The organism is Salmonella sp. SAL04162, from assembly GCF_046551535.1.
Lineage (GTDB): Bacteria > Pseudomonadota > Gammaproteobacteria > Enterobacterales > Enterobacteriaceae > Salmonella > Salmonella enterica.
The window spans coordinates 292884-319015 of sequence record NZ_JBGDVX010000002.1 but is presented as its reverse complement, the minus strand read 5'-3'; the positions used below and the strand labels follow the sequence as shown (position 1 = coordinate 319015).

Annotated in this window: 25 protein-coding genes, 1 other RNA gene and 1 other annotated feature; of the genes, 13 read left to right on the top strand and 13 right to left on the bottom strand. The window is 52.9% G+C overall.

Going from position 1 to position 26132, the window contains the following annotated elements; translation table 11 throughout:
• Positions 1-22 precede the first annotated feature (22 nt).
• Both ACLJRH_RS05825 and ACLJRH_RS05820 read left to right on the top strand, forming a co-directional pair.
• Positions 23-1795 (top strand): SmdA family multidrug ABC transporter permease/ATP-binding protein, encoded by a 1773-nt coding sequence (locus ACLJRH_RS05825; protein WP_023136503.1) that lies wholly within the window; start codon positions 23-25, stop codon positions 1793-1795.
• A complete protein-coding gene (locus tag ACLJRH_RS05820) occupies positions 1788-3569 on the top strand; it encodes a SmdB family multidrug efflux ABC transporter permease/ATP-binding protein (RefSeq protein ID WP_023136502.1) in 1782 nt (593 codons plus the stop codon). The genes ACLJRH_RS05825 and ACLJRH_RS05820 overlap by 8 nt, the downstream gene beginning before the upstream one ends.
• 31 nt (positions 3570-3600) lie before the next feature.
• On the opposite strand, the gene ACLJRH_RS05815 is transcribed toward ACLJRH_RS05820, so the two are convergent.
• Complete coding sequence (locus tag ACLJRH_RS05815; protein WP_254888881.1) at positions 3601-3726, bottom strand: hypothetical protein; 126 nt, start codon at positions 3724-3726, stop codon at positions 3601-3603.
• A 55-nt stretch (positions 3727-3781) separates the two neighbouring features.
• Here ACLJRH_RS05815 and glnK point away from each other — a divergent pair, with 55 nt between their 5' ends.
• Both glnK and amtB read left to right on the top strand, forming a co-directional pair.
• Positions 3782-4120: a P-II family nitrogen regulator gene (gene glnK / locus ACLJRH_RS05810; RefSeq protein ID WP_000780341.1), complete on the top strand. Its 339-nt coding sequence runs from the start codon at positions 3782-3784 to the stop codon at positions 4118-4120.
• Positions 4121-4151: 31 nt separating this feature from the next.
• Positions 4152-5438 carry an ammonium transporter AmtB gene (gene amtB, locus ACLJRH_RS05805; protein ID WP_000684916.1) on the top strand — a complete coding sequence of 429 codons (1287 nt, stop codon included), beginning with the start codon at positions 4152-4154 and terminating at the stop codon, positions 5436-5438.
• A gap of 99 nt (positions 5439-5537) precedes the next feature.
• On the opposite strand, the gene tesB is transcribed toward amtB, so the two are convergent.
• Positions 5538-6398 carry an acyl-CoA thioesterase II gene (gene tesB / locus ACLJRH_RS05800; RefSeq protein WP_000084176.1) on the bottom strand — a complete coding sequence of 287 codons (861 nt, stop codon included), beginning with the start codon at positions 6396-6398 and terminating at the stop codon, positions 5538-5540.
• Positions 6399-6612: 214 nt separating this feature from the next.
• Between tesB and ACLJRH_RS05795 the strand changes: the two genes are divergently transcribed.
• Positions 6613-7182 carry a YbaY family lipoprotein gene (locus ACLJRH_RS05795; RefSeq protein WP_000779802.1) on the top strand — a complete coding sequence of 190 codons (570 nt, stop codon included), beginning with the start codon at positions 6613-6615 and terminating at the stop codon, positions 7180-7182.
• 32 nt (positions 7183-7214) lie between these two features.
• On the opposite strand, the gene ACLJRH_RS05790 is transcribed toward ACLJRH_RS05795, so the two are convergent.
• Positions 7215-7604 carry an MGMT family protein gene (locus tag ACLJRH_RS05790; RefSeq protein WP_000961285.1) on the bottom strand — a complete coding sequence of 130 codons (390 nt, stop codon included), beginning with the start codon at positions 7602-7604 and terminating at the stop codon, positions 7215-7217.
• An 84-nt stretch (positions 7605-7688) separates the two neighbouring features.
• Between ACLJRH_RS05790 and ffs the strand changes: the two genes are divergently transcribed.
• Positions 7689-7785: signal recognition particle sRNA small type (ffs, locus tag ACLJRH_RS05785), an RNA gene on the top strand.
• A 49-nt stretch (positions 7786-7834) separates the two neighbouring features.
• Here the strand turns inward: ffs and ACLJRH_RS05780 are convergent.
• Positions 7835-9385 (bottom strand): EAL domain-containing protein, encoded by a 1551-nt coding sequence (locus ACLJRH_RS05780; RefSeq protein ID WP_023136501.1) that lies wholly within the window; start codon positions 9383-9385, stop codon positions 7835-7837.
• Between the two features lie 224 nt (positions 9386-9609).
• On the opposite strand from ACLJRH_RS05780, the gene ACLJRH_RS05775 reads away from it, so the two are divergent.
• Both ACLJRH_RS05775 and ykgO read left to right on the top strand, forming a co-directional pair.
• The gene (locus tag ACLJRH_RS05775; protein WP_000801415.1) at positions 9610-9870 is read left to right on the top strand and encodes a type B 50S ribosomal protein L31; all 261 of its coding nucleotides are present in this window, start codon (positions 9610-9612) and stop codon (positions 9868-9870) included.
• A 5-nt stretch (positions 9871-9875) separates the two neighbouring features.
• Positions 9876-10016: a type B 50S ribosomal protein L36 gene (ykgO, locus tag ACLJRH_RS05770; RefSeq protein ID WP_001197749.1), complete on the top strand. Its 141-nt coding sequence runs from the start codon at positions 9876-9878 to the stop codon at positions 10014-10016.
• Between the two features lie 55 nt (positions 10017-10071).
• Here the strand turns inward: ykgO and ACLJRH_RS05765 are convergent, their stop codons facing one another.
• The 6 genes from ACLJRH_RS05765 to acrA form a co-directional block, all read right to left on the bottom strand.
• Entirely contained in the window at positions 10072-10542 is a 471-nt protein-coding gene (locus ACLJRH_RS05765; RefSeq protein WP_000136183.1) for a YlaC family protein, read from the bottom strand.
• 117 nt (positions 10543-10659) lie between these two features.
• Positions 10660-11211 (bottom strand): maltose O-acetyltransferase, encoded by a 552-nt coding sequence (gene maa / locus ACLJRH_RS05760; protein WP_001278791.1) that lies wholly within the window; start codon positions 11209-11211, stop codon positions 10660-10662.
• A 178-nt stretch (positions 11212-11389) separates the two neighbouring features.
• Complete coding sequence (locus tag ACLJRH_RS05755; protein WP_001280991.1) at positions 11390-11608, bottom strand: HHA domain-containing protein; 219 nt, start codon at positions 11606-11608, stop codon at positions 11390-11392.
• Positions 11609-11635: 27 nt separating this feature from the next.
• Positions 11636-12010, bottom strand: a complete 375-nt coding sequence (tomB, locus tag ACLJRH_RS05750) for an Hha toxicity modulator TomB (protein ID WP_000344807.1) — start codon at positions 12008-12010, stop codon at positions 11636-11638.
• Positions 12011-12505: 495 nt separating this feature from the next.
• On the bottom strand, positions 12506-15655 hold the full coding sequence (gene acrB / locus ACLJRH_RS05745) for an efflux RND transporter permease AcrB (protein ID WP_001132508.1): 3150 nt from the start codon (positions 15653-15655) through the stop codon (positions 12506-12508).
• Between the two features lie 22 nt (positions 15656-15677).
• Positions 15678-16871, bottom strand: a complete 1194-nt coding sequence (acrA, locus tag ACLJRH_RS05740) for a multidrug efflux RND transporter periplasmic adaptor subunit AcrA (RefSeq protein ID WP_001039202.1) — start codon at positions 16869-16871, stop codon at positions 15678-15680.
• Between the two features lie 141 nt (positions 16872-17012).
• On the opposite strand from acrA, the gene acrR reads away from it, so the two are divergent.
• Together acrR and mscK are read left to right on the top strand one after the other, a co-directional pair.
• The gene (gene acrR, locus ACLJRH_RS05735) at positions 17013-17666 is read left to right on the top strand and encodes a multidrug efflux transporter transcriptional repressor AcrR (RefSeq protein WP_000101756.1); all 654 of its coding nucleotides are present in this window, start codon (positions 17013-17015) and stop codon (positions 17664-17666) included.
• Between the two features lie 118 nt (positions 17667-17784).
• Positions 17785-21147, top strand: coding sequence for a mechanosensitive channel MscK (gene mscK / locus ACLJRH_RS05730; RefSeq protein ID WP_000178238.1), 3363 nt, complete (start codon positions 17785-17787; stop codon positions 21145-21147).
• 41 nt (positions 21148-21188) lie between these two features.
• Here the strand turns inward: mscK and ACLJRH_RS05725 are convergent, their stop codons facing one another.
• The 3 genes from ACLJRH_RS05725 to priC form a co-directional block, all read right to left on the bottom strand.
• On the bottom strand, positions 21189-22124 hold the full coding sequence (locus ACLJRH_RS05725; protein ID WP_000440513.1) for an Rpn family recombination-promoting nuclease/putative transposase: 936 nt from the start codon (positions 22122-22124) through the stop codon (positions 21189-21191).
• 69 nt (positions 22125-22193) lie between these two features.
• Entirely contained in the window at positions 22194-22361 is a 168-nt protein-coding gene (gene rsmS, locus ACLJRH_RS05720; RefSeq protein WP_000051161.1) for a pleiotropic regulatory protein RsmS, read from the bottom strand.
• Between the two features lie 13 nt (positions 22362-22374).
• Complete coding sequence (gene priC / locus ACLJRH_RS05715) at positions 22375-22902, bottom strand: primosomal replication protein N'' (protein ID WP_001530689.1); 528 nt, start codon at positions 22900-22902, stop codon at positions 22375-22377.
• A 68-nt stretch (positions 22903-22970) separates the two neighbouring features.
• Here priC and ACLJRH_RS05710 point away from each other — a divergent pair, with 68 nt between their 5' ends.
• The 3 genes from ACLJRH_RS05710 (at position 22971) to dnaX (ending at position 26094) form a co-directional block, all read left to right on the top strand.
• Positions 22971-23348 (top strand): DUF454 family protein, encoded by a 378-nt coding sequence (locus ACLJRH_RS05710; protein ID WP_001189860.1) that lies wholly within the window; start codon positions 22971-22973, stop codon positions 23346-23348.
• Between the two features lie 152 nt (positions 23349-23500).
• Entirely contained in the window at positions 23501-24052 is a 552-nt protein-coding gene (gene apt / locus ACLJRH_RS05705) for an adenine phosphoribosyltransferase (protein ID WP_000127350.1), read from the top strand.
• Between the two features lie 113 nt (positions 24053-24165).
• Entirely contained in the window at positions 24166-26094 is a 1929-nt protein-coding gene (gene dnaX / locus ACLJRH_RS05700; RefSeq protein WP_023136488.1) for a DNA polymerase III subunit gamma/tau, read from the top strand.
• Positions 25427-25491: a sequence feature (DnaX frameshifting element), on the top strand. (Overlaps the previous gene by 65 nt.)
• Positions 26095-26132 lie beyond the last annotated feature (38 nt).

The following is a 26132-nucleotide window of genomic DNA, read 5'->3' as shown; positions in this document are numbered from 1 at the left end:
AAATCATATCAGGAAATAACGCGTGCGATTATTTGCTCAATTAAGCTGGTACTTTCGCCGGGAATGGCGTCGCTATCTTGGCGCGGTGGCCCTGCTTATGCTTATTGCGATGCTTCAGCTGATCCCGCCCAAAGTGGTGGGGATTGTCGTGGATGGCGTAACCGCACAGCATTTTACTCCAGGCCGAATAGCGATGTGGATTGGCACCATTGCCCTGATCGCCGTAGTGGTCTATTTGTTGCGCTATGTCTGGCGCGTGCTGCTATTTGGCGCTTCTTATCAATTAGCCGTCGAACTGCGTGAAGATTATTATCGCCAGCTGAGTCGTCAGCATCCTGAATTTTATCAGCGCCATCGGACGGGCGATCTTATCGCGCGCGCGACGAATGATGTGGATCGCGTCGTATTTGCGGCGGGCGAGGGCGTTCTGACGCTGGTTGACTCGCTGGTAATGGGCTGCGCGGTACTGATTGTCATGTCGACGCAAATTAGCTGGCAGCTAACGCTATTAGCGCTGTTGCCGATGCCGATTATGGCGCTGATGATCAAACGTTACGGCGATCGGCTGCATGACTATTTCAAACTGGCGCAGGCCGCCTTCTCCAGCCTGAACGACCGCACGCAGGAGAGTCTGACCAGCATCCGCATGATCAAAGCGTTTGGTCTGGAGGACCGCCAGTCTTCGCTGTTTGCGGCGGATGCCGAAGATACCGGCAAGAAAAATATGCGCGTGGCGCGTATTGACGCGCGTTTTGATCCAACCATTTACATCGCCATTGGCATGGCGAACCTGCTCGCGATTAGCGGCGGAAGCTGGATGGTGGTTAACGGCAGCCTGACGCTGGGCGAACTCACCAGCTTTATGATGTATCTGGGGTTGATGATTTGGCCGATGCTGGCGCTGGCCTGGATGTTTAATATCGTGGAGCGGGGTAGCGCCGCTTACAGCCGCATCCGCGCCATGCTGGCGGAAGCGCCGGTAGTTAAGGATGGCGAAGAGCCGGTCCCGGCGGGGCGCGGCGAACTGACGGCGGCCATTCGTGAGTTTTGCTATCCGCAAACGACGCATCCGGCGCTGGAGAATGTGAACTTTCGTCTTAAACCGGGTCAGATGCTGGGGATATGCGGTCCGACCGGCGCGGGGAAAAGCACAATATTGTCGCTTATCCAGCGCCATTTTGATGTGACGCAGGGAGAGATCCGATTCCATGACATGCCGTTGACGCATCTGCAACTGGATAGCTGGCGTAGCCGACTGGCGGTCGTCAGCCAGACGCCGTTTTTGTTCTCGGACTCTATTGCCAATAATATTGCGCTCGGACGCCCGGAGGCGACTCAGGAGGAGATTGAACAGGTGGCGCGTTTAGCCAGCGTACATGAGGATATTCTCCGCTTGCCTCAGGGCTACGACACGCAGGTAGGTGAACGTGGCGTCATGTTATCGGGAGGGCAAAAACAGCGTATCTCGATTGCCAGAGCGCTGCTGTTGAATGCGGAAATTCTGCTTCTTGATGATGCGCTCTCAGCAGTAGATAGTCGCACGGAGCATCAGATTTTGCATAATTTGCGCCAGTGGGGCGAAGGGCGTACGGTCATCATCAGCGCGCATCGTTTATCCGCGCTGACCGACGCCAATGAAATTATCGTTATGCAACATGGTCATGTTGTTCAGCGCGGCGATCACGATCAACTGGCGCAGCAGATTGGCTGGTATCGCGATATGTATCGCTATCAGCAACTGGAGGCCGCTCTGGATGACGCGCCGGAACGCGGCGAGGAGGCGGTGAATGCGTAGTTTTGGACAGCTATGGCCGACGCTGAAACGGTTGCTGGCGTATGGCTCGCCATGGCGAAAACCGCTCTCTGTCGCGGTGATGATGCTGTGGATTGCGGCGGCGGCGGAGGTTAGCGGTCCGCTGCTGATCAGCTATTTCATTGATAACATGGTGGCCCGCCACCATTTACCGTTGAGCAAGGTCGCGGGGCTGGCGGCCGCCTATGTGGGGCTACAATTTCTGGCGGCGGGTCTGCATTACGCCCAGTCTTTATTATTTAACCGGGCGGCCGTTGGCGTGGTTCAGTCCTTGCGCACGGACGTCATGGATGCCGCCTTGCGCCAGCCGCTAAGCGCCTTCGACACGCAGCCTGTCGGACAATTAATTTCACGCGTGACCAACGATACGGAAGTCATCCGCGATCTGTACGTCACGGTCGTCGCAACGGTATTACGTAGCGCGGCGTTGATCGGCGCCATGCTGGTCGCCATGTTCAGCCTTGACTGGCGGATGGCGCTGGTGGCGATTTTGATTTTTCCGGCGGTATTGACCGTGATGGTCATTTATCAGCGCTACAGCACGCCGATTGTACGCCGCGTGCGGGCATACCTGGCGGATATTAACGACGGCTTTAACGAAATCATCAACGGGATGAGCGTAATCCAGCAGTTTCGCCAGCAGGCGCGCTTCGGCGAACGCATGGGCGAGGCCAGCCGCTCGCACTACATGGCGCGGATGCAGACGCTACGCTTAGACGGCTTTTTATTGCGTCCGCTGCTTAGCCTCTTTTCCGCGCTCATTTTATGCGGTTTGTTGATGCTTTTCAGCTTTACGTCTGCCGGCACGATTGAGGTCGGGGTGCTGTATGCGTTCATTAGCTATTTGTCACGTCTGAACGAGCCGCTCATTGAACTGACCACCCAGCAATCCATGCTACAGCAGGCGGTTGTGGCGGGAGAACGTGTTTTTGAACTGATGGATCGCCCGCGCCAGCGCTATGGCAGCGACGACAGGCCGTTACAAAGCGGGGCGATTGATATTGATCATCTGTCGTTTGCTTACCGCGACGATAATCTTGTTTTACAGGACATTACGCTCTCAGTACCGTCCCGTAGCTTTGTGGCTCTGGTGGGGCACACCGGCAGCGGGAAGAGCACGCTCGCCAGCTTATTAATGGGGTATTACCCCCTGACACAAGGCGAAATTCGGCTGGATGGGCGAGAAATCGCCTCTCTTAATCATCGCGTTTTACGCCAGGGCGTGGCGATGGTTCAACAGGACCCGGTAGTGATGGCGGATACCTTTCTGGCTAATGTGACGCTGGGGCGCGATGTCTCCGAGGCGCAGGTGTGGCAGGCGCTGGAAACGGTACAACTGGCGGACCTGGCGCGCGGCCTGAGCGACGGGCTGCATACGCATCTCGGCGAGCAGGGAAATACGCTGTCCGTCGGGCAAAAACAGCTATTGGCGCTGGCGCGCGTGCTGGTTGACGCCCCGCAAATATTAATTCTTGATGAAGCGACGGCCAGCATCGATTCCGGCACTGAGCAGGCGATACAGCAGGCGCTGGCGGCGATTCGCGAGCGCACCACGCTGGTGGTTATTGCCCATCGGCTATCGACAATCGTGGAGGCGGATACCATTCTGGTTCTCCATCGCGGCCAGGCGGTGGAGCGCGGGACGCATCAACAATTGCTGGCGGCGCAAGGGCGCTACTGGCAAATGTATCAATTACAGTTAGTTGGCGAGGAGTTAGCCGCCAGCGTACACGAAGAACCCGGCCCTGCGGCATAAGGTTTGGCGCCACAGGGCAAAGCCTCGCCCATTATGCACCGTTGTGGTGCGTTTTTCTTTCCCTGCTTCGATTTTGGGGCGCGTCAATATAAAGACGCGCCGCTAACTGCGCTTTTCCTCGCTCGCCAGCTTCTGGCACATCCTTTGCAATATCCATTCTGAAGAGTCCATGCGCGGCGGCAGCCGTTACCTAATTCTGACTGGAGGGTTCTATGAAGCTGGTTACCGTAATTATCAAACCGTTCAAGCTGGAGGACGTGCGGGAGGCGCTTTCTTCCATTGGCATTCAGGGACTGACCGTCACCGAAGTGAAAGGGTTTGGCCGTCAGAAAGGACACGCCGAACTGTATCGCGGCGCGGAGTACAGCGTGAATTTCCTGCCGAAGGTCAAAATTGATGTGGCTATCGCCGACGACCAACTGGAAGAGGTGATCGATATCATCAGTAAAGCGGCTTATACCGGAAAAATTGGCGACGGCAAAATTTTCGTCGCGGAGCTCATGCGCGTTATTCGGATTCGTACCGGCGAAGCTGACGAAGCAGCGCTGTAAGACCCGCCACACAGCAACAGGAAATGAAAAAATGAAGATAGCGATGATAAAAACCACACTGGCTTCACTGGCGCTGCTGCCTGGGCTAACGATAGCCGCGCCGGCGGTTGCCGATAAAGCGGATAGTGCTTTTATGATGATTTGCACCGCGCTGGTGCTGTTCATGACGATACCGGGTATCGCGCTGTTTTACGGCGGATTAATTCGCGCTAAGAACGTGCTGTCAATGTTAACGCAAGTGACCGTCACCTTTGCGCTGGTCTGTATTTTATGGGTGGTGTACGGCTATTCGCTGGCTTTTGGCGAAGGGAATCATTTCTTCGGTAATACCGATGGGGCGATGTTGAAGAATATCGCGTTGACGGCGGTAACGGGTACGATTTATCAGTATATTCATGTCGCGTTTCAGGGATCTTTCGCCTGTATTACCGTCGGGCTGATTGTCGGCGCGCTGGCGGAGCGTATTCGTTTTTCGGCGGTACTGATTTTTGTCGTGGTGTGGTTCACGCTCTCTTATATTCCGATTGCGCACATGGTGTGGGGCGGCGGCCTGCTGGCTGCTCACGGCGCGCTGGATTTTGCCGGTGGTACGGTGGTGCATATTAACGCCGCTATCGCCGGGCTGGTAGGGGCTTATTTAATTGGCAAACGCGTCGGCTTTGGGAAAGAAGCATTTAAACCCCATAACCTGCCGATGGTCTTTACCGGTACTGCGATTCTGTATATCGGCTGGTTTGGATTTAACGCGGGTTCTGCGGGGAGCGCAAACGAGATAGCAGCGCTGGCCTTTGTGAACACCGTGGTGGCGACCGCCGCCGCGATTCTGGGGTGGATTATCGGCGAGTGGACGCTACGCGGTAAGCCTTCCCTGCTAGGGGCGTGTTCCGGCGCGATTGCCGGTCTGGTCGGCGTGACGCCAGCCTGTGGCTATGTTGGCGTTGGCGGCGCGCTGGTTATCGGCGTTATTGCGGGTCTGGCGGGATTGTGGGGAGTCACCATGCTTAAACGTCTGTTACGGGTAGATGATCCGTGCGACGTATTTGGCGTTCACGGCGTTTGCGGAATAATCGGCTGTATCCTGACCGGCGTTTTTGCCGCCAGTTCGCTGGGCGGCGTTGGCTTTGTCGACGGCGTTACGATGGGACATCAGGTGATGGTACAGCTGGAAAGTATTGCTATTACGGTCGTCTGGTCCGGCGTTGTCGCGTTTGTTGGTTACAAACTGGCGGATATCCTTGTTGGACTGCGTGTACCGGAAGAGCAGGAGCGCGAGGGGCTGGATGTGAACAGTCACGGCGAGAATGCGTATAACGCGTGATTGCGCAACATGCCTGATGGCGCTGCGCTTATCCAGTTTACCGTAGGCCGGATAAGCGCAGCGTCATCAGGCCATTAACGCCGCATAGCGGCATGTTTTTTAATTGTGATTGCGCATTACCCCTTCCTGCACGGTTGAAGCGACCAACGCGCCATCCTGAGTATAAAACTCGCCGCGAACAAAGCCCCGGGCGCTGGAGGCGGAAGTGCTCTCCACGCTATAAAGTAGCCATTCATTAAAATTGAACGGACGATGGAACCACATAGAGTGATCGATAGTGGCGATCTGAATGCCCTTTTCCAGAAAACCGATGCCGTGAGGCTGAAGCGCGACGGGAAGGAAATTCAGATCCGAGGCGTATCCCAGTAAATATTGATGGACGCGAATGTCATCCGGAACGGTGCCGTTGGCGCGAATCCATACCTGACGCACAGGCGCGGCGACGTGACCTTTCAACGGATTGTGAAATTCGACGGGACGAATTTCCAGCGGGCGATCGCAGAGAAACTTTTCTTTCAGAATCGGCGGCAGTAAATGCGCCAGCGATTGCGCGATTTCCGTTTCTGACGGTAGTCCTTCCGGCCCGACTGCCGTCGGCATGGTTTTTTGATGTTCAAAACCCGGTTCCGGCGCCTGGAATGAGGCGGTCATATAAAAGATGGGTTTCCCGTTCTGAATAGCGGCAACGCGGCGGGCGCTGAAGCTGTTCCCATCGCGCAGCACTTCTACGTCATAGATAATGGGTTTTTGGCTGTCGCCTGGCCGCAGAAAATAACTGTGGAATGAATGCACCAGTCGCGCTTCCGGCACCGTTTCTTTGGCGGCATAGAGCGCCTGGCCCACCACCTGACCGCCAAATACCTGGCGCAGCCCTAAGTCTTCACTTTGGCCCCGAAAGAGTCCTTCTTCAATTTTTTCCAGATTCAATAATGTCAGCAAATTATTCAGTGTCTGACTCATACATACTCTCCAGGTGACAACGATGCCGAAGCGAGGTAGGGCAGAGTATAACGCAATTTTGCAAGTGGTCCGATGGGTACAAAAGTCTGAATAACAGACCAATTCCAGGCAAAAATGAGTGACATGTGCCACACTTAATCACGTTATGTTTCTGTTAACCACTCTTCCGGCGGGGGGAAAGGCCTGCTGGTGCATTGATGATAAGGAGAATTGAATGAAACTCGTGCACATCGTAAGTGGTTTAGCGGTTGCGATATCTCTGGCGGCCTGCGCTGATAAAAGCGCTGATATCCAGACGCCTGCGCCAAACCCTAACATGTCGATTACAGCTAACCAGTCTACTATTCAGCAACCCAATGTTTCCGGTACCGTCTGGATCCGCCAGAAGGTCGCTCTGCCGCCAGATGCGGTGCTGACCGTGACGCTTTCAGATGCTTCGCTGGCTGATGCGCCGTCTAAGGTGCTGTCGCAAAAAGCGGTACGTACCGAAGGTAAACAGGCGCCTTTCAGTTTTGTGTTGCCGTTTAACCCATCAGATATTCAACCTAACGCGCGTATTCTCCTGAGCGCGGCCATCACCGTTGACAATAAGCTGGTATTTATTACCGATAGCGTGAAACCGGTGATTAACAATGGCGGCACTAAAGCGGATCTGACGCTGGTACCGGTACAGCAAACGGCGGTGCCTGTGCAGGCCAGCGGTGGTGCGACGACGACGGTTCCATCGACTTCGCCGACCCAGGTCAATCCGTCTTCTGCCGTTCCTGCGCCTACCCAGTATTAATCCTGCGCCAACCCTCTCCGTTACGGAGAGGGTTAATACACCCAGCGATAGCGTTGTAAATCGATTTGTCCGCTTCCCGACACCACCACGCCTTCCGCCAGTAATGCCTGACGTTGCCGCTGTAGATCCGGCCCGGTAAGTGATATTGCGCCGTGGCGGTTCACCACCCGATGCCATGGTAAAGTGCTGCCTTCCGGCAGACGTTTTAACACTCCGCCGACCTGACGCGCCGCCCGAGGGGAACCGGCAAGCCGGGCGACATCACCGTAGGTCGTGACAAATCCTTCCGGGATCGAGGCGACGATTTGCCAGACGCGTTGAGGAAAAGTGTCCTGAATATCCATAATAGAATCCTGCGTTAATGCTTCAGGATAATCTGGAATAAGGGGGGAGGAAAGCCCGGATGCGCAAGAAACCAGCATCCGATGCCTGATGGGTTGCAATTGCACGATATAGCAGTGATAATGCGCCTGCGCGTTGGTTCACAACGCTCTCAATGGGGGCTCTGTTGGTTCTCCCGCAACGCTACTCTGTTTACCAGGTCAGGTCCGGAAGGAAGCAGCCAAGGCAGATGACGCGTGTGCCGGGATGTAGCTGGCAGGGCCCCCACCCATTTGTGCCTCTCCACACTGTTCTTTTCTGCTGTGCGACGTTATAGCCGCTGTTCCGCCCAAAGAATAAATGCCGTAGCGGGTAGGGGTTTACTGTATAACCAGCCCTGACCATAATGCACGCCATGCTGGCGTAGCCACTGTTCTTGCCTGATCGTTTCGATGCCTTCTGCGACCATCTTAAGTTTGAGCGTTTTCGCCATTTCAATAATATGCGGCGTGACGTTTTTATATTCCAGCGCATCGACAAAAGATTTATCAATTTTAAGGACATCCACATCCAGATTTTGTAAGTAGCTGAGGCTGGAATAGCCGGTGCCAAAGTCATCAATATAAATGGAATGTCCCGCGTTACGGTATCTGGCGACAATGGGCGCGCTGGTTTTCGGATCGGCAAACTCGCGTTCCGTTAACTCAAGCGCGATTTGCGACGGAGAAATTTGTCTACGGTTCAGCAGCGTGCTTAACAGCGTCGGCAACGTTTCCGACGCCAGATCGGATGCCTCAAGATTGATTGAAATATGTTGTTCGGGATGGGACTTTAACCAACTCCCCATGTCTTCAAAAACGGTGTCGATGATTAGCCGGGTTAGCGGCTCTGTGAGCCCGGTTTGTTCAGCCAGCGCGATAAAAATTTCCGGCGAAAGGAAGGTGCCGTCCGCCTGTTGCCAGCGAGCTAAAGCTTCGGCACCGACAATTTTTCCGCTGCTCAGGGAGACAATAGGCTGATAGTGTACGTTAATTTCGCGATTGTCTATCGCATCCTGGAGACGGTGGCGGGGCGACTGTAGCCGACGCAAAATACGCAGAATAAAGGCCGCAGCCAGCAGACCCGTTACGATGCCCGCCGGTAGCCAGATAAATGCCTGTCGATACCAGCTCCTTTCCAGCGGAGCGGTCGGTGCCCAGCTTACGATAGTAATGCCCATTTCCGGAAAGGGGTGAATAGCATACTGAATGCCTCGGTTTTCCAGCCGCAGGGGCGTCTCATGGTGAATGAGCGGAAGAATAGCGAGGTCAAGGTTACCGCTGCTGGCAACCACAGTATTGCGTTCCCGGCCAATAATAGCGACGTCAATCGGCCATGCGCCAAACGGAATCACATCGATAAAGGACGCCGGGTCGATCATCACGATATAGCTGTCGCTCCCGAGTGCCGCCATATAGCGTTTTATACCCAGATCGTTTTGCGCCGTAAACCAGGCGCGATAACCGTCGCGAGTGATTTTCATGGGCGGAGGGAAAGCGGGAATATGGCTCTCTTTTTCAAGTGAGGAGCAAACGGGAATCGAATTTTTAAGATACAGAACTTCCTGGACATACCGAAAGCTATAAGACACGCGGCGCATGGCGAGTAAATGGGCGCTGCTGCAGGGCTCGCCTTTAAAGGAGGCAATATGCGTTAACGCGGCTTTTGCCTGGTCACTGACCCTTTCTGTACGTAGCGCTACCCGGGACGAGAAGATATCCAGCTCTTCATTAAACCTTTTTTCAACTTGACGGTGCGCCAGCCACAGGCTCAATCCTATCGGGAAAAGGACAGACAGGATAAGCACTCCCGTTACCAGGCTGACCAGATGTCGTGTTGTCACAGTGATGTCCTTATAAACACAGCGTAGAGAAAGTATATCCGATCGTAAATCGCGCCCTTGAATGATAAAGCTATTTTATCGATTTTACAGATACAGGGGCCAGACTAACGCGTTACGCCACGTTGCTTTTGCCGCCAGGAAGAGATCGTGAATGTTTACCGGTTGAAAAAGGAGCGTTGATAGCGTATTTTATTGTTATGTTATAACATAATTGAGAGGGCGCAATGAAACCTGATATTCATCCTGTATACCGCACCGTCGTATTTCACGACACCAGCGCAAATGAATATGTGAAAGTGGGATCAACTATCAAAACTGAACGTGAAATCGAACTGGACGGCGTGACATATCCGTATGTCACTATTGATGTGTCATCAAAATCGCATCCTTTTTATACCGGTAGACAGAAAACGTTTGATAGCGAAAGTAGCGCCGCACGCTTCCAGAAACGTTTCGGTCATTTTATCGGCGCTAAAAGGGGGTAAATGAAATGCAGGTGTTAAACTCACTTCGCAATGCAAAACAACGGCATCCGGATTGCCAGATAGTCAAACGCAAAGGGCGCTTATACGTGATTTGTAAAACAAATCCGCGTTTTAAGGCGGTTCAGGGGCGTAAAAAAAGGCGTTAAAAAAACAACAGTTCAGGGAAAGCAGTGCGTACCAGGGAGGGTGCGCACTTTTTTATTACCGGCTGGCTTCTGCGCGGGCCAGCGTAAAAATATCGTAGAAGGAAAGTTCGCCCTTACGGGCAACCATTTTTTGCAGCTGGACTTTATGTTCATTATCCACCTGTGGAGATTGAAGAATCGTCTCAATGAGCGTGGGGGGAACAAAGCGGGTGTTGTACCATTCGCCGTTGTAACAGACCCGGAGGTCCAGCACATCGATGTCGTTATAGTGATAACGCGGGGCGATGTCGAAAAAGAAGAAGCCATTAAATGCGATAAATAACACCACTAACAGCCACACTGACCCCACCAGCGTTTCTGATTGCAGCATGACCGCCAGCGTCGCAAACCAGGCCGCATACATCGCGATAAATAACCCAGGATGCTTGCGGATAAAACTGATACTAAAACGCGGCCTGTTATCGCGTTTTTCACGGACGTTTAAGTCATCAATAGTTTCGCTAAGCAGGCGCTGTATCTCTGTCATCTTTTGCCTTCATGATTTCTGCGACATAGGAGGTAATAACAGCCCATTTTAAAGGGAGGTGTAACGTGAAAAAAGTAACAGATTAGCCCCGAATTAGCATAACAGTTATCATTTTGGCTACAATTTTTTAATGATTCGCGCCGGGTTTCCGCCTACCACGACGTCTGGCGGTACGTTTTTTGTCACCACAGCGCCTGAAGCGACGACGACGTTATCGCCGATGGTTACGCCAGGATTAACGACGGCTCGTCCGCCTATCCAGACGTTATTTCCAATAGTGACGGGTTTACCGAATTCTCTGCCGCTGTTGCGTTCGACGGCGTCCAGCGGGTGCGTGGCGGTATAGATATGTACCCCTGGCGCGAGCATACAATTATCGCCAATATGAATTGGGCAAACATCAAGCATGACGCAGTCGAAGTTAGCGTAAAAGGAGTGACCAAGAAAAATATTATAGCCGTAGTCGCAACGGAAGGAAGGTTCAATATAGGCGTCTTCGCATCGACCCAACAGGTCGCGTAAAATCGCCTGACGCTTATTTATTTCATCAGGCGTAGTATAATTGTATTGATGGATGAGTTGACGCGCCCGCAGTCGATCCTGGCATAAAGTTTCATCGGTCGGGCAATACAGTGCCCCAGCGATCATTTTTTGTTTTTCGTCACTCATCGCGCGCTCCCCTTGGTGGATATTATCGCAATAGAAGCAATAATAAAGTATTAGAGGGAACGTTCCCTGCTATTGGTATGTGATCTATATCACTGTTCTATAATAGCCCGTAGTGTTATTAGCCAGAACGAGGAGGCAGATAACACCTGCGTGTTCTCTAAAAAGTAATGTAGCGTGATTAACGAATGAATTTCCATACTGAAGAGGGGATCTTGTCGTAGAGTTTGTTCATTGTCAATTCTGCAAGACGGTGATCCGCAGCTGAGTAAAATACAGCCAGCTCATTGTCGGACAATTCATATTTATTTTTCTCAATGACGCGCTCCAGAGTGTCAATTGTCTGACAGCGCCGTAAACGCATCAAATAATCAGTTTTAGTTAATGGTTTATCAGACATAAATTCTACCTATGATTGTAATAATTTTTAACAAGACAAACTAACAGGATTAGCCCTGGTGGCGTTGACGAAACAACGGAACAGGCGGTTGCCCGATTTACGCCATTTTTGCAAATCCTGCGTATTAATACCATAGCTGCTGAACAACATAAAGGTGTCGTCCAGGTATTCATCTATCTGCGCAATCAATTTATTGTCTTCATTGTACTTAATTTTATAATTAAGAGCGAAAGTTGCAATATGCTCTATCAGCTCATTGAGCTGCAGGTTGACTGCTGAGGTCGGGTCATTAACCCAGCCATGGTTGCTTTCTTCAAGGTTTGCAAGACAGTCATGATACAGGGTTTCGCAAAGAAATTTAAGCTGTGCTATATCATGTCTTTTGGGTGAGTATTCGTCCATAATGCATCCCCTTTTTAGTGGCTTAAACTAACCGAACACCTTCGGGATGGATACAACTAACTAACCTGGTACTTCCCACGTCACCTTATGATTTAACTATAATCTACTCTAAAAAACTTTTCATCGTCATATTACGAAAAATTACAATTGCGTGAAAGCCGCGTGTTGCCATACTTTTTCGAATTTTAACAGTGATCGTCGGTCGCCTAAAAAGGAACCAGTTTTATTGTTTGTGTAATCATTGGGTTAACGTTTTTTAGCTTTTCAGGCTAAAACAATAGACTCTGACAGGAGAAAATAGCCAGGAATATTCTTAATATTTCTTAATTAATGGCTGAATTAAGAAATGGCCAACTTTCCTAAGAAAAGCCTTTAACGCAGTAAGGATTATACCTTTTATTAATATGGCAAAAAATAATCAATCTAACAATAAGCGTATTTTATGATTTTTGCGTAAAAAAGGCCGCTTGCGCGGCCTTATCTACAGTGAGCAAATCAGCGATGTTCTGTCGAATGACTATGCTCAATATCTTCGCTTTTACGGCTAAAGCGGCGGCGTACCACCACGAAGAAGACCGGTACGAAGAAAATAGCCAGTACGGTTGCCGTTACCATCCCGCCCAGTACGCCAGTACCTACCGCATTCTGCGCGCCGGAACCCGCGCCGGAACTGATAACCAGCGGCATAACCCCCAGCATGAACGCTAACGAGGTCATCAAAATCGGGCGCAAACGCATCCGGACGGCCTCCAGCGTCGCTTCTACCAGACCTTTCCCTTCTTTATCCATTAAGTCTTTGGCGAATTCGACGATAAGTATCGCGTTCTTCGCCGACAACCCAATGGTTGTGAGCAGGCCCACCTGGAAGTAAACGTCGTTAGTCAGTCCGCGGAAGGTCGCGGCCAGCAGCGCGCCGATAACCCCAAGCGGAACAACCAGCATTACGGAGAACGGGATAGACCAGCTCTCATACAATGCCGCCAGACACAGGAAGACGACGATCAGCGAGATAGCATACAGGGCAGGGGCCTGGTTGCCGGACAACCGCTCCTGGTAGGACATCCCGGTCCAGTCATACCCAATGCCTGACGGCAGCTTGCTGGCCAGTTCTTCCATCATCGCCATCGCTTCACCAGTACTCTTGCCTGGCGCCGCCTGACCCAGAATTTCCATCGAAGGCAGACCGTTATAGCGTTCCAGACGCGGCGAACCATATTCCCAGCGGGAAGAGGAGAATGCGGAGAACGGCACCATCTGACCATCGCTACCACGAACGTACCAGTCGTTAATATCATCCGGCAACATGCGGTATTTCGCTTCGGACATCACGTAAACTTTCTTCACACGACCGCGATCGATAAAGTCGTTTACATAGCTGCCGCCCCATGCTGCGCCCAGCGTGGTATTGATGTCGCTAATAGACACGCCCAGCGCCTGAGCTTTTTCCTGGTCGATATCGATTTTAAACTGCGGCGTATCCTCCAGGCCGTTAGGTCGAACGCCTACCAGCAGATCAGGATATTTCGCCACCTCGCCGAACAACTGATTACGCGCCTGGGTCAGTTTTTCATGACCAAGTCCCGCCTGGTCAATCAACTCGAAGTCAAACCCGGTTGCGGTGCCCAGTTCAACAATCGCCGGCAGGTTAAAGGCGAAGACCATCGCATCTTTAATTTGTGAAAACGCTGCGGTTGCCCGCTGGGTAATCGCTTCAACCTTATTTTTTTCGCCTGGACGATCGGCCCAGTCTTTCAACGACACGAATGCAATACCGGTATTCTGACCGCGACCTGCAAAACCGAAGCCGTTGACGGCAAATACCGATTCAACGTTGGCTTTCTCTTTGTTCAGATAGTAATCCGTGACCTCATCCAGCACTTTTTGCGTGCGCTCTTGCGTCGCGCCGGCGGGGAGCTGGACCATTGTCAGGAATACGCCCTGGTCTTCATCCGGCAAGAAAGAGCTTGGCAGACGAACGAACAGATAAGCCATACCGACGACGATAATGAGATAGAGCAGCAGATAACGCCCGGTGCTGCGCAGAATATTGCCTACGCTATCGGTGTAGTGATGCGTGCTCTTATCGAACAGGCGGTTAAACCAGCCGAAAAAGCCTTTTTTCCCTTCGCCATGATCGCCTTTGGCGACGGGTTTGAGCATCGTCGCGCACAGCGCGGGCGTCAGGATCAGCGCGACCAGCACCGACAGCGCCATCGCCGATACGATGGTGATAGAGAACTGACGATAAATTGCCCCGGTTGAGCCGCCAAAGAAGGCCATCGGAATAAATACCGCCGACAGTACCATCGCGATACCCACCAATGCGCCCTGAATCTGGCCCATGGATTTGCGCGTCGCTTCCTTCGGCGGAAGGCCTTCTTCCGTCATAACACGTTCGACGTTCTCGACCACCACGATGGCGTCATCCACCAGCAAGCCGATGGCGAGCACCATCCCGAACATCGTCAGCGTGTTTATCGAGAAACCGAATGCCGCAAGCACGGCAAAGGTTCCCAACAACACCACCGGAACCGCAATAGTCGGAATCAACGTCGCGCGGAAGTTCTGCAGGAACAGGTACATCACCAGGAACACGAGGATAATCGCTTCGACCAGCGTTTTTACCACTTCATGAATAGAGATCTTCACGAACGGCGTGGTGTCATACGGGTAGACGATTTTCATCCCTGGCGGGAAGAACGGTTCCATTTTTTTCAGTTCGGCGCGAATAGCGGTAGCGGTATCCAGCGCGTTGGCGCCGGTAGCCAGTTTGATGCCAAGACCTGACGCTGGCTGACCGTTAAATTTCGCGATGACGTCGTAGTTTTCGCCGCCAAGCTCAATTTTCGCTACATCCCGCAGACGAACCTGAGAGCCATCCTGATTCACCTTCAGCAGGATTTTGCCAAACTCATCCGTTGAGGTCAGACGCGTTTGGGCAATAATCGATGCGTTAAGCTGCTGGCCTTTTACCGGCGGCGTACCACCGAGCTGACCTGCCGCGACCTGGGCGTTCTGCGCTTTGATCGCGTTAATCACGTCGACCGGCGTCAGTTGGTATTTGGTCAGCTCTGTCGGATTCATCCAGATACGCATTGCATACTGCGAACCAAACAGCTGGACGTCGCCCACCCCAGAGGTACGGCTGATCGGATCTTTCATATTGGCGGCAACGTAATCCGAAATATCCTCCTGGGTCATGGTGCCGTCGGTGTTAATGACGCCCACTACCATCAGGAAGCTACTTGAGGACTTCTCAACGCTCACGCCCTGTTGCTGTACTTCCTGGGGAAGTAACGGCATTGCCAGTTGCAACTTGTTCTGAACCTGAACCTGCGCGATATCCGCATCGGTGCCGGATTCAAAGGTCAGCGTGATCTGCACGGTCCCCGTGGAGTCACTGTTGGAGGACATATACATCAGGTTATCGATACCGTTCATATTCTGTTCGATAACCTGCGTGACGGTATCCTGTACCGTTTTCGCATCAGCGCCAGGGTAGGTTGCGGAGATCGTCACTGCTGGTGGCGCAATCGTCGGATATTGCGCTACCGGCAATTTGAGGATCGCGAGCCCCCCTGCCAACATGATGATGATGGCGATCACCCACGCAAATATAGGGCGATCGATAAAGAAATTAGGCATGTCTTAACGGCTCCTGTTTAAGTTAAGACCTGGGCTGAGCAGGTTGATCACCGCTTGCGGCTTGCTGTTTGTTATCCGCGGTAATTTCCTGCACTTTAACCTGTGCGCCAGGACGTACTTTTTGCAGCCCGCTGACAACTACGCGGTCGCCCGCTTTCAACCCGTCAGTCACCAGCCACTTATCGCCGATCGCCTGGCTTGCGACGATTTGGCGGGTTTCCACTTTGTTATCAGCGCCAACCACCAGCACCGTGGCATCGCCGCGTGGAGTACGGGTAACGCCCTGTTGTGGAACCAGTAATGCCGTCGGTTTTGTCCCTTCCTGCAGACGTGCGCGAACGAACATTCCTGGCAATAAGGTGTGATCCGGGTTAGGGAAGATGGCGCGCAAAGTAATAGATCCGGTGGTTTGGTCAACGGTCACGTCGGAGAACTCAAGCGTACCGGATTGCGGGAATTTGATACCGTCGCTGGTCACCAGATCGACCTTCGCTTTGCCGTTTTCCTGCTTCAGCGAACCATTTGCCAGCTCCTGCTTCAGGCGCAGGAAATCATTGCTGGACTGGGTCACATCGACATAAATAGGGTCCAGCTGCTGCACTGTCGCCAGCGCCGACGCCTGACCGTTCTGTACCAGCGCGCCTTCCGTTACGGACGACTTACCAATACGACCGCTAATCGGTGAGGTGACTTTGGTATACGCCAGGTTGATACGTGCGGTTTCAACGGCGGCTTTTGCTGCGACAACGGCGGCAGTCGCTTGTTGTGCGTCAGCCAGCGCCTGATCGTATTCCTGCTTACTGATGTACTGCGTACCCAGCAGCTTTTGATAACGCTTCACCGTCAGTTCAGCGATATTCGCGGCAGCCTGCGCTTTTGCCAGATCGCCCTTAGCGCTGTCGTAAGTCGCCTGGTAGGTCGCAGGATCAATCTGATAGAGAGAGACTCCCGCTTCGATATCACTTCCCTCAACGAAATTACGCTTCAGGATAATGCCGCTTACCTGTGGGCGAACTTCGGCGATACGGTAAGCAACGGTACGACCCGGAAGTTCAGTTGTGATTTGCAGTGGTTCCGTTTTTAGTGTGACAACTCCAACTTCTGGCATCTGCTGGCCGCCTTGCTGGTCCTGTTTGTCGTCACATCCTGTTAGCGCTAAGCTGCCTGAGAGCATCAGAACGACCGCCAGAGGCGTTAACCCTCTGTTTTTGTTCATATGTAAACCTCGAGTGTCCGATTTCAAATTGGTCAATGGTCAAAGGTCCTTAAACCCATTGCTGCGTTTATATTATCGTCGTGCTATGGTACATACATCCATAAATGTATGTAAATCTAACGCCTGTAAATTCACCGACATATGGCACGAAAAACCAAACAACAAGCGCTGGAGACACGACAACACATCCTGGATGTGGCCCTGCGTTTGTTCTCGCAGCAAGGCGTATCGGCAACCTCGCTGGCGGAGATTGCGAACGCTGCTGGCGTGACGCGCGGCGCAATCTATTGGCATTTCAAAAATAAGTCGGATTTATTCAGTGAGATCTGGGAGCTATCAGAATCCAATATTGGTGAGCTTGAGATTGAGTATCAGGCAAAATTCCCCGACGATCCACTATCTGTATTAAGAGAAATTTTAGTTCATATTCTTGAAGCTACTGTAACAGAAGAACGACGCCGCTTATTGATGGAGATTATATTCCATAAATGTGAGTTTGTCGGAGAAATGGTTGTGGTTCAACAGGCGCAACGTAGCCTTTGTCTGGAAAGTTACGATCGGATTGAACAAACGTTAAAACATTGTATTAATGCTAAAATGCTGCCTGAAAATCTGCTGACCCGTCGTGCGGCGATACTGATGCGCAGCTTTATTTCAGGGCTCATGGAAAACTGGTTATTTGCTCCGCAATCGTTTGATTTAAAAAAAGAAGCTCGCGCCTACGTCACGATCCTGCTGGAGATGTATCAATTGTGTCCGACGCTGCGCGCGTCGACGGTCACCGGCTCCCCCTGATAATATTCCAGGAAAACTCCTGGACATTTTCTGTGTCGCTATTCTGTTTGTTACAGGCGTGATATTCTTGCGACTCAATTATTTCCGGTCTGCTTGCCGGTTCAGACACTTCATTCACATGACTATGTTGCAGCTTTATAAACGTTCACAGCATTTTGTTTTTATTACAATTAGCGTCCTTATTATCCTGCTGTCCTGTCAGTCTCTGGCATTTGCCCGGGGGCAAACGAATGGCGACCTGCCGTCAAAAGCGGATGTGCAAAACCAGCTGGATACGCTGAATAAGCAAAAAGATCTCTCCGCCCAGGATAAGCTCGTCCAGCAGGACCTTATTGATACGTTAGCTACGCTGGAGAAAATCGAGCGGGTAAAAGAGGAGACCGTACAGCTACGGCAGAAGGTGGCGCAGGCGCCTGAAAAAATGCGCCAGGCGACGGCTGCGTTGAATGCGCTGAGCGATGTCGATAATGATGATGAAATGCGAAAAACGCTGAGTGCGCTTTCGTTACGTCAGCTTGAGCTGCGTGTGGCGCAGGTACTGGATGATTTGCAAAATTCGCAAAACGATCTTGCCGCTTATAACAGCCAGCTTGTTTCGCTACAGACCCAGCCTGAGCGCGTGCAAAACGCCATGTATACCGCCTCGCAGCAAATACAGCAAATCCGTAACCGTCTGGACGGCAATAACGTCGGGGAAGCCGCGCTTCGCCCCAGCCAACAGGTGTTATTACAGGCAAAACAGGCGCTGCTTAATGCGCAGATCGACCAGCAACGTAAGAGTCTTGAAGGGAATACCGTTTTGCAGGACACCCTGCAAAAACAGCGCGATTACGTGACGGCCAACAGTAATCGCCTTGAACATCAGCTTCAACTTTTACAGGAGGCGGTCAACAGTAAACGACTTACGCTAACGGAAAAAACGGCCCAGGAGGCCATTTCGCCGGACGAAACGGCGCGTATCCAGGCGAACCCGCTGGTAAAACAGGAACTGGATATTAACCATCAACTCAGCCAGCGTCTGATTGTCGCGACCGAAAACGGCAATATGTTGATGCAGCAAAACATTAAAGTGAAAAACTGGCTCGATCGCGCGCTGCAGTCGGAAAGAAATATCAAAGAACAGATTGCCGTCTTAAAAGGCAGCCTGTTGCTGTCGCGTATTCTTTATCAACAGCAGCAAACCCTGCCCTCCGCCGACGAACTCGAAGATATGACCAACCGTATTGCGGATTTGCGTCTGGAGCAGTTTGAAATCAACCAGCAGCGTGATGCCTTATTCCAAAGCGATGCCTTTGTCGACAAGCTGGAGGAGGGGCATACCAGCGAGGTGAATGATGAAGTTCATGATGCGTTGCTTCAGGTGGTGGAGATGCGCCGTGAGCTATTGGATCAGCTAAATAAACAGTTGGGTAACCAGCTGATGATGGCGATTAACCTGCAAGTTAACCAGCAGCAGTTGATGAGCGTCTCGAAAAATCTGAAAGCCATTCTGACGCAGCAGATTTTTTGGGTGAACAGTAACCGCCCTATGGACTGGGACTGGCTTAAAGCGTTCCCCCAAACGTTAAAAGAGCAATTCAGCGCCATGAAAATCACGGTGAATTGGCAAAAAGCCTGGCCCGCGGTATTTATTGCTTTTTTGGCCGGGTTGCCGCTCTTGCTCATCGCCGGTTTAATCCGCTGGCGTCTGAAATGGTTAAAAGCGTATCAACAGAAGCTGGCCGCCGCCGTGGGATCGCTGCGTAACGATAGTCAGCTCAATACGCCAAAAGCTATTCTGATCGATCTGATCCGCGCGCTGCCGGTGTGCCTGATTATCCTCGCGCTTGGACTGATCTTGCTGACCATGCAGCTAAATATCAGCGATCTGCTCTGGGCCTTTAGTAAAAAGCTCGCGATGTTCTGGCTGGTCTTTGGACTGTGCTGGAAGGTGCTGGAAAAAGAGGGCGTGGCGATACGCCATTTTGGTATGCCGGCGCAGTTGACCAGCCACTGGCGTCGCCAGATTGTACGCATTAGCCTCGCATTGCTGCCGCTGCACTTTTGGTCTGTGGTGGCGGAGTTGTCGCCGCTGAATCTGATGGATGACGTGCTGGGGCAGGCGGTTATTTTCCTCAATCTGCTGGTCATAACATTGCTGGTGTGGCCACTGTGCCGGGAAAGCTGGCGCGATAAAGAATCTCACGGCATTCGACTGGTGACCGTGACGATTCTTTCCATTATTCCGGTGGCGTTAATGGTATTAACGGCGACCGGCTATTTCTATACCACGCTGCGCCTGGCGGGACGCTGGATTGAAACCGTCTATCTGGTCATTATCTGGAACCTGCTTTATCAAACGGTGCTGCGCGGGTTAAGCGTAGCGGCACGCCGGATTGCCTGGCGACGCGCGCTGGCTCGTCGTCAGAACCTGGTAAAAGAGGGAGCGGAAGGCGCGGAGCCACAGGAGGAACCCGCCATCGCGCTGGAGCAAATTAACCAGCAAACATTACGTATCACGATGCTGCTAATGCTTGCCCTGTTCGGCGTTATGTTCTGGGCGATTTGGTCCGATTTGATCACCGTATTCAGCTACCTTGATAGCATCACGCTGTGGCACTACAACGGCTCCGAAGCTGGCGCTGCGGTGGTGAAAAGCGTGACGATGGGCAGCTTGTTATTCGCCATTATTGCCGCGATGGTGGCCTGGGCGCTCATCCGCAACTTACCCGGCCTGTTGGAAGTGCTGGTGCTTTCACGCCTGAATATGCGCCAGGGGGCTTCGTATGCGATCACCACGATCCTTAACTACGTCATTATCGCTGTTGGCGCGATGACAGTATTCGGATCGCTCGGCGTCTCGTGGGATAAACTCCAGTGGCTGGCGGCGGCGTTGTCGGTGGGTCTCGGTTTTGGGCTACAGGAGATCTTCGGTAACTTTGTCTCGGGTTTAATCATCCTCTTCGAACGTCCGGTACGCATTGGCGATACGGTAACGATCGGCACCTATTCCGGCACGGTCAGTAAGATTCGTATTCGCGCCACCACTATTACCGATTTTGATCGTAAAGAAGTGATCATTCCGAACAAAGCGTTCGTAACGGAGCGGCTGATTAACTGGTCCCTCTCCGATACCACGACCCGTCTGGTTATCCGGCTTGGCGTGGCTTATGGCTCGGATCTGGAGAAAGTGAAAAGAGTCCTGCTACAGGCGGCGATGGAGCATCCGAAGGTGATGCACGATCCGGAACCTGCCGTATTCTTCACCACCTTTGGCGCCAGCACTCTGGATCATGAACTGCGTCTGTATGTGCGTGAATTGCGCGATCGTAGCCATACGGTGGATGAACTGAACCGCGCGATCGATCGACTGTGCCGTGAAAATGATATCAATATCGCCTTTAACCAGCTTGAGGTGCATCTGCATAACGCGAAGGGCGACGAAGTCACTGAAGTGAAGCGCGATCTCAACGGCGGCGATCTGGCGCCTACGGCAAGCTAAAAGGCGGTGGGCCGCGCGCTTTATGAGTGCGCGCGGCGCCGCTAATGCGAAAGCGTAGAAAGCTCTTCCGGCGTAATGCCGGTGACGCTGGCGATGAGCCCGGGTTCCAGCCCGTTGGCAAGCATTTTGCGGGCAATAGCGCGCGCTTCGGCCTCACGGCCTTGTGCTAAACCTTGCTCAAGCCCTTTTTGCAGGCCTTTTTGCAACCCTTCCGTTCGGCCTTTTTCTTCCAGCCATTCCGCTATTGTCATCAGTTGTTCCTTATACTGCGGCGCGCCCTGCGCCAGTTGACGAATCAGCGCCCCGGGTTCTGCGGCGTTTCCTGCTTTCAACATATAGTTGATCAGCACACTGAGCTGCGTGTCCGTCAAATGATCCTGCGTTAAAAGCGTGATAAGGGGGTCGAGCAGTTCGCTTAAATCGCGTTGACGAATATGTTTTTGCAGGAGCTCTAACATCGCTATCCGCCGATGCTGCAAAAGCTGATTATCCGGCATTATCGTCAGGTCGACCAGCGCAAATTCGCAGCTGTATAAGGCCTTCGCCATATCCGGTTTCACAAACATATTATGCCAGTTAAGGCTATAGGGCCACGGGCTTTCCGGACCGTGATAAAAGAGGATTGGCACCACCAGCGGCAAGGTATCATGACCGGCATCCAGATGACGCTGCATGGCGGCAATGGCGTAACGCATCAGGCGAAAAGCCATCAGCCGGTCTGATTTGCTCTGATGTTCAATGAGCGCGTAAACATACCCGGGGCCGTGTTGGGTATGCAGAGAGTAGAGGATATCTGAATAGCGGCTGCGTAAATTGTCTTCAACAAAACTCCCTGACTCCAGCTTCAGTGAATCCAGATCGCAGATTGCAAGAAAGTCTTCTGGCAAGTGGATAGCCAGAAAGTCGCGGGCGACCTCTTTTTGCATCAGCATCTGTCGAAATACCGCATCGTGCGGCGTGGTGGGTAGACGTTCCATGACCCGTCCCTTGTTGCCTGACTGTAGCGACCACTCTGTCAGCGACAACGAGGACAAACCAGAGGGCAATTACTCTGTTTGCGAGTCGTCTTCCGTACTTTTTAACTTGTTTTCATAATCACGCATAACTATTTCCAGCGCGCGTAGCACCGTTCGTGCCGGTAAGCGATTCTCTTCAAGCAGCACAATTAAATCCACGGCCAGTTTGACTTCATCAGGGGCATTTTCAAGCGACATACTTTCTCCAGGATTAACGGGTTAAACGCGCCAGTACGTTTTCTATTTTCTCCAGCGCATGTCGGCAGCGCGCCAGCCGTCCTTCATAGATCTCGACTTCCTTTTGCAGCGTTTGTTGTTCGACAAGGCTGGTCGCTTGCGCCAGACGAATTTTGCGCTCCTGTGTCATCGCCAGTAGTCGACGTTCAAACTCCTGATGCTGTATTCGTCTGCGCTGCCAACGGCCAAGCCCTGGCGCGGCGGTGTCCCACTGGCGCAGCGACCAGGCGGCGGTTTCACGCGATATCGCCTCCAGTTGCGAAGCCAGATGTTCCGCCAGCCAGGCGACTTGCGGCAGTTGCTCATGTTTTACCGCCTGACGCAACGCGGCGAGATTGGCGTCAGCCTCTTCCAGATATCCCTGCAACAGAGTACTGCGGGTACGGAAAAGATGTCGGTCAAAGCGCGCGCTTAACGTCGCATGTTGCGCCAGCGGCGCGCAGCGTTGGCGTAGCGTCGCCAGCCTCTCTTCCAGCGTCTGTAACAGCATAGCGGTTTTCAATTCAACACCCCGATGAAAATAAGACAGGCTGTGCTACAGTAGCCTTCTGTTTGATAACGATTCGCATTATGCAACGTACTATTTTAATCATCATTGGCTGGCTGGCGGTAGTATTAGGGACATTGGGCGTGGTTTTGCCCCTGTTGCCGACAACGCCGTTCATTTTACTGGCGGCCTGGTGTTTCGCCCGCTCGTCGCCGCGTTTCCATGCCTGGTTGTTATACCGCTCATGGTTTGGCGGTTATCTGCGCCACTGGCAGCGCTATCGGGCCATGCCGCCGGGAGCGAAACCGCGAGCGATCGCGTTGATATTGCTGACCTTTGGTATCTCGCTGTGGCTGGTGAATATGATGTGGGTGCGGGTGCTGCTGTTGGTTATTTTGGCCTGCCTGCTGATTTTTATGTGGCGGATACCGGTGATTGATGAAAAGCAACAAAAGCGCTGAAGCACACGAATCGCTGTTGCAATTGTCGTTCACAGCCAGTAAATTCGACCGTTTTCGAGCACAGGCGCAGGCGGTCAAAGAGTAACCGAGCGTTACCCCTGACTGAAAAGTATTGCGCCGTGAGTAACACCGTACTTAGCAGGCATATATCCATGACCGCGACTGCACAGCAGCTTGAGTTTCTCAAAAACAGCATCAAAAGCATTCAGGATTACCCGAAACCGGGCATTCTTTTCCGTGATGTCACCAGCTTACTGGAAGACCCGAAAGCCTACGCGCTCAGTATTGAACTGTTGGTTGAGCGTTATAAAAATGCGGGTATCACCAAAGTGGTCGGCACCGAAGCGCGTGGCTTCCTGTTTGGCGCGCCGGTTGCGCTTGGGCTGGGCGTTGGTTTTGTTCCGGTACGTAAACCGCGCAAATTACCGCGTGAAACTATTGCCGAGACCTATGAATTAGAGTACGGCACCGATCAGCTGGAAATCCATGTCGACGCGATTAAACCTGGCGACAACGTGCTGGTCGTGGATGATCTGCTGGCGACTGGCGGCACCATTGAGGCGACCGTGAAGCTGATCCGTCGTCTGGGCGGGAAAGTCACCGATGCGGCGTTCATCATCAATTTGTTCGATCTGGGCGGCGAGCAGCGTCTGGAAAAGCAGGGGATTACCTGTTATAGCCTGGTGCCGTTTCCAGGGCATTGATTCAGGCTATCCGCACTGCTATTTTAGCCAGAGAGACAACCTCGCTGTATCGGCGAGGTTGTGTTAGCATTACCCTTCTATGAATCCACCTTCCAGCGTTTCAGAGCCTGCCAATGAGTTATCAGGTCTTAGCCAGAAAATGGCGCCCACAAACCTTTGCTGACGTCGTCGGCCAGGAACATGTGCTGACCGCACTGGCGAACGGCTTGTCGTTAGGGCGCATTCATCACGCATATCTTTTTTCCGGCACGCGCGGCGTCGGTAAAACCTCTATCGCCCGACTGCTGGCGAAGGGGCTGAACTGCGAAACCGGTATTACCGCGACGCCGTGCGGCGTTTGCGATAATTGTCGGGAAATTGAGCAGGGGCGTTTTGTCGATCTCATTGAGATTGACGCCGCATCGCGTACCAAAGTCGAAGACACCCGCGACCTGCTGGATAACGTCCAGTACGCGCCTGCGCGCGGTCGCTTTAAAGTCTATCTGATCGATGAAGTCCACATGCTGTCGCGCCACAGCTTTAATGCGTTACTTAAAACGCTTGAAGAGCCGCCAGCGCATGTGAAATTTTTACTGGCGACCACCGATCCGCAGAAGCTGCCGGTGACCATTTTGTCGCGCTGCCTACAGTTTCATCTCAAAGCTCTGGATGTTGAACAGATTCGCCATCAGCTTGAGCATATTCTCAATGAGGAACATATCGCTCACGAACCCCGCGCGTTGCAGTTGTTATCACGTGCGGCTGACGGCAGCCTGCGCGATGCATTAAGTCTGACTGACCAGGCGATCGCCAGCGGCGACGGGCAGGTTTCGACGCAGGCGGTAAGCGCCATGCTCGGTACGCTGGACGACGACCAGGCTTTGTCATTAGTCGAGGCAGTGGTTGACGCTAACGGCGAACGCGTCATGTCGCTTATCAACGAGACGGCGGCGCGCGGTATTGAATGGGAATCGCTGCTGGTCGAAATGCTTAGCCTGCTGCACCGTATTGCGATGGTGCAACTTTCGCCTGCCGCGTTAGGCAGCGATATGGCGGCTATCGAGCAACGGATGCGCGAACTTGCCCGGACGGTGCCTCCCGGCGACCTTCAGCTCTATTATCAGACGTTGTTGATTGGTCGCAAAGAATTGCCCTGGGCGCCGGACCGGCGGATGGGCGTTGAAATGACGTTACTGCGTGCGCTGGCGTTTCACCCGCGTATGCCCTTGCCGGAGCCTGAAACGCCGCGGCAGTCTTTTGCGGCTGTGGCCCCAACGGCGGTAATGACGCCGCCACAGGTGCAGCAGCAGTCGGCGCCCGCGCCGCAGACATCGCCAGCGCCGCTGCCGGCGTCTACCAGTCAGGTGCTGGCGGCGCGCAATCAGCTACAGCGCGCGCAGGGAGTAACCAAAACAAAAAAGAGTGAACCGGCAGCCGCATCCCGCGCGCGGCCGGTGAATAACTCTGCGCTGGAGCGGCTGGCCTCGGTTTCGGAGCGCGTACAGGCGCGCCCGGCGCCGTCTGCGCTGGAAACGGCGCCAGTAAAGAAAGAGGCTTATCGCTGGAAGGCCACCACGCCGGTAGTACAAACCAAAGAAGTGGTGGCTACGCCAAAAGCGCTTAAGAAAGCTCTGGAGCATGAAAAAACGCCGGAGCTGGCGGCTAAACTGGCGGCGGAGGCGATTGAGCGCGATCCGTGGGCGGCGCAGGTAAGCCAGCTTTCTTTGCCTAAGCTGGTGGAGCAGGTGGCGCTCAATGCCTGGAAGGAGCAGAACGGCAACGCGGTTTGTCTGCATCTGCGTTCGACGCAGCGGCACCTCAATTCCAGCGGCGCGCAGCAAAAGCTGGCGCAAGCGCTCAGCGATCTGACGGGAGAGACGGTTGAACTGACCATCGTTGAAGATGATAATCCCGCGGTGCGTACGCCGCTGGAATGGCGTCAGGCTATTTATGAAGAGAAACTCGCGCAAGCGCGTGAGTCAATTATCGCGGATAATAACATTCAGACGCTGCGTCGATTCTTCGACGCCGAGCTGGATGAAGAGAGTATCCGCCCCATTTGATCGTAAGCCTGGCTTGCGATTGTGAACCATCAAGAGAG

Bases quoted from the DNA above. Each gene is read 5' to 3' on its own strand.
- glnK (WP_000780341.1), top strand. From the start codon at position 3,782: ATGAAGCTGGTTACCGTAATTATCAAACCGTTCAAGCTGGAGGACGTG.
- ACLJRH_RS05815 (WP_254888881.1), bottom strand. From the start codon at position 3,726: ATGGATATTGCAAAGGATGTGCCAGAAGCTGGCGAGCGAGGAAAAGCG.
- tesB (WP_000084176.1), bottom strand. From the start codon at position 6,398: ATGAGTCAGACACTGAATAATTTGCTGACATTATTGAATCTGGAAAAA.
- mscK (WP_000178238.1), top strand. From the start codon at position 17,785: ATGACTATGTTGCAGCTTTATAAACGTTCACAGCATTTTGTTTTTATT.
- ACLJRH_RS05725 (WP_000440513.1), bottom strand. From the start codon at position 22,124: ATGGAACGTCTACCCACCACGCCGCACGATGCGGTATTTCGACAGATG.
- acrA (WP_001039202.1), bottom strand. From the start codon at position 16,871: ATGAACAAAAACAGAGGGTTAACGCCTCTGGCGGTCGTTCTGATGCTC.
- ACLJRH_RS05710 (WP_001189860.1), top strand. From the start codon at position 22,971: ATGCAACGTACTATTTTAATCATCATTGGCTGGCTGGCGGTAGTATTA.
- tomB (WP_000344807.1), bottom strand. From the start codon at position 12,010: ATGGACGAATACTCACCCAAAAGACATGATATAGCACAGCTTAAATTT.
- apt (WP_000127350.1), top strand. From the start codon at position 23,501: ATGACCGCGACTGCACAGCAGCTTGAGTTTCTCAAAAACAGCATCAAA.
- maa (WP_001278791.1), bottom strand. From the start codon at position 11,211: ATGAGTGACGAAAAACAAAAAATGATCGCTGGGGCACTGTATTGCCCG.
- ACLJRH_RS05790 (WP_000961285.1), bottom strand. From the start codon at position 7,604: ATGCTGGTTTCTTGCGCATCCGGGCTTTCCTCCCCCCTTATTCCAGAT.
- ykgO (WP_001197749.1), top strand. From the start codon at position 9,876: ATGCAGGTGTTAAACTCACTTCGCAATGCAAAACAACGGCATCCGGAT.
- ACLJRH_RS05795 (WP_000779802.1), top strand. From the start codon at position 6,613: ATGAAACTCGTGCACATCGTAAGTGGTTTAGCGGTTGCGATATCTCTG.
- acrB (WP_001132508.1), bottom strand. From the start codon at position 15,655: ATGCCTAATTTCTTTATCGATCGCCCTATATTTGCGTGGGTGATCGCC.
- rsmS (WP_000051161.1), bottom strand. From the start codon at position 22,361: ATGTCGCTTGAAAATGCCCCTGATGAAGTCAAACTGGCCGTGGATTTA.
- ACLJRH_RS05765 (WP_000136183.1), bottom strand. From the start codon at position 10,542: ATGACAGAGATACAGCGCCTGCTTAGCGAAACTATTGATGACTTAAAC.
- ACLJRH_RS05775 (WP_000801415.1), top strand. From the start codon at position 9,610: ATGAAACCTGATATTCATCCTGTATACCGCACCGTCGTATTTCACGAC.
- amtB (WP_000684916.1), top strand. From the start codon at position 4,152: ATGAAGATAGCGATGATAAAAACCACACTGGCTTCACTGGCGCTGCTG.
- ACLJRH_RS05820 (WP_023136502.1), top strand. From the start codon at position 1,788: ATGCGTAGTTTTGGACAGCTATGGCCGACGCTGAAACGGTTGCTGGCG.
- ACLJRH_RS05755 (WP_001280991.1), bottom strand. From the start codon at position 11,608: ATGTCTGATAAACCATTAACTAAAACTGATTATTTGATGCGTTTACGG.
- dnaX (WP_023136488.1), top strand. From the start codon at position 24,166: ATGAGTTATCAGGTCTTAGCCAGAAAATGGCGCCCACAAACCTTTGCT.
- acrR (WP_000101756.1), top strand. From the start codon at position 17,013: ATGGCACGAAAAACCAAACAACAAGCGCTGGAGACACGACAACACATC.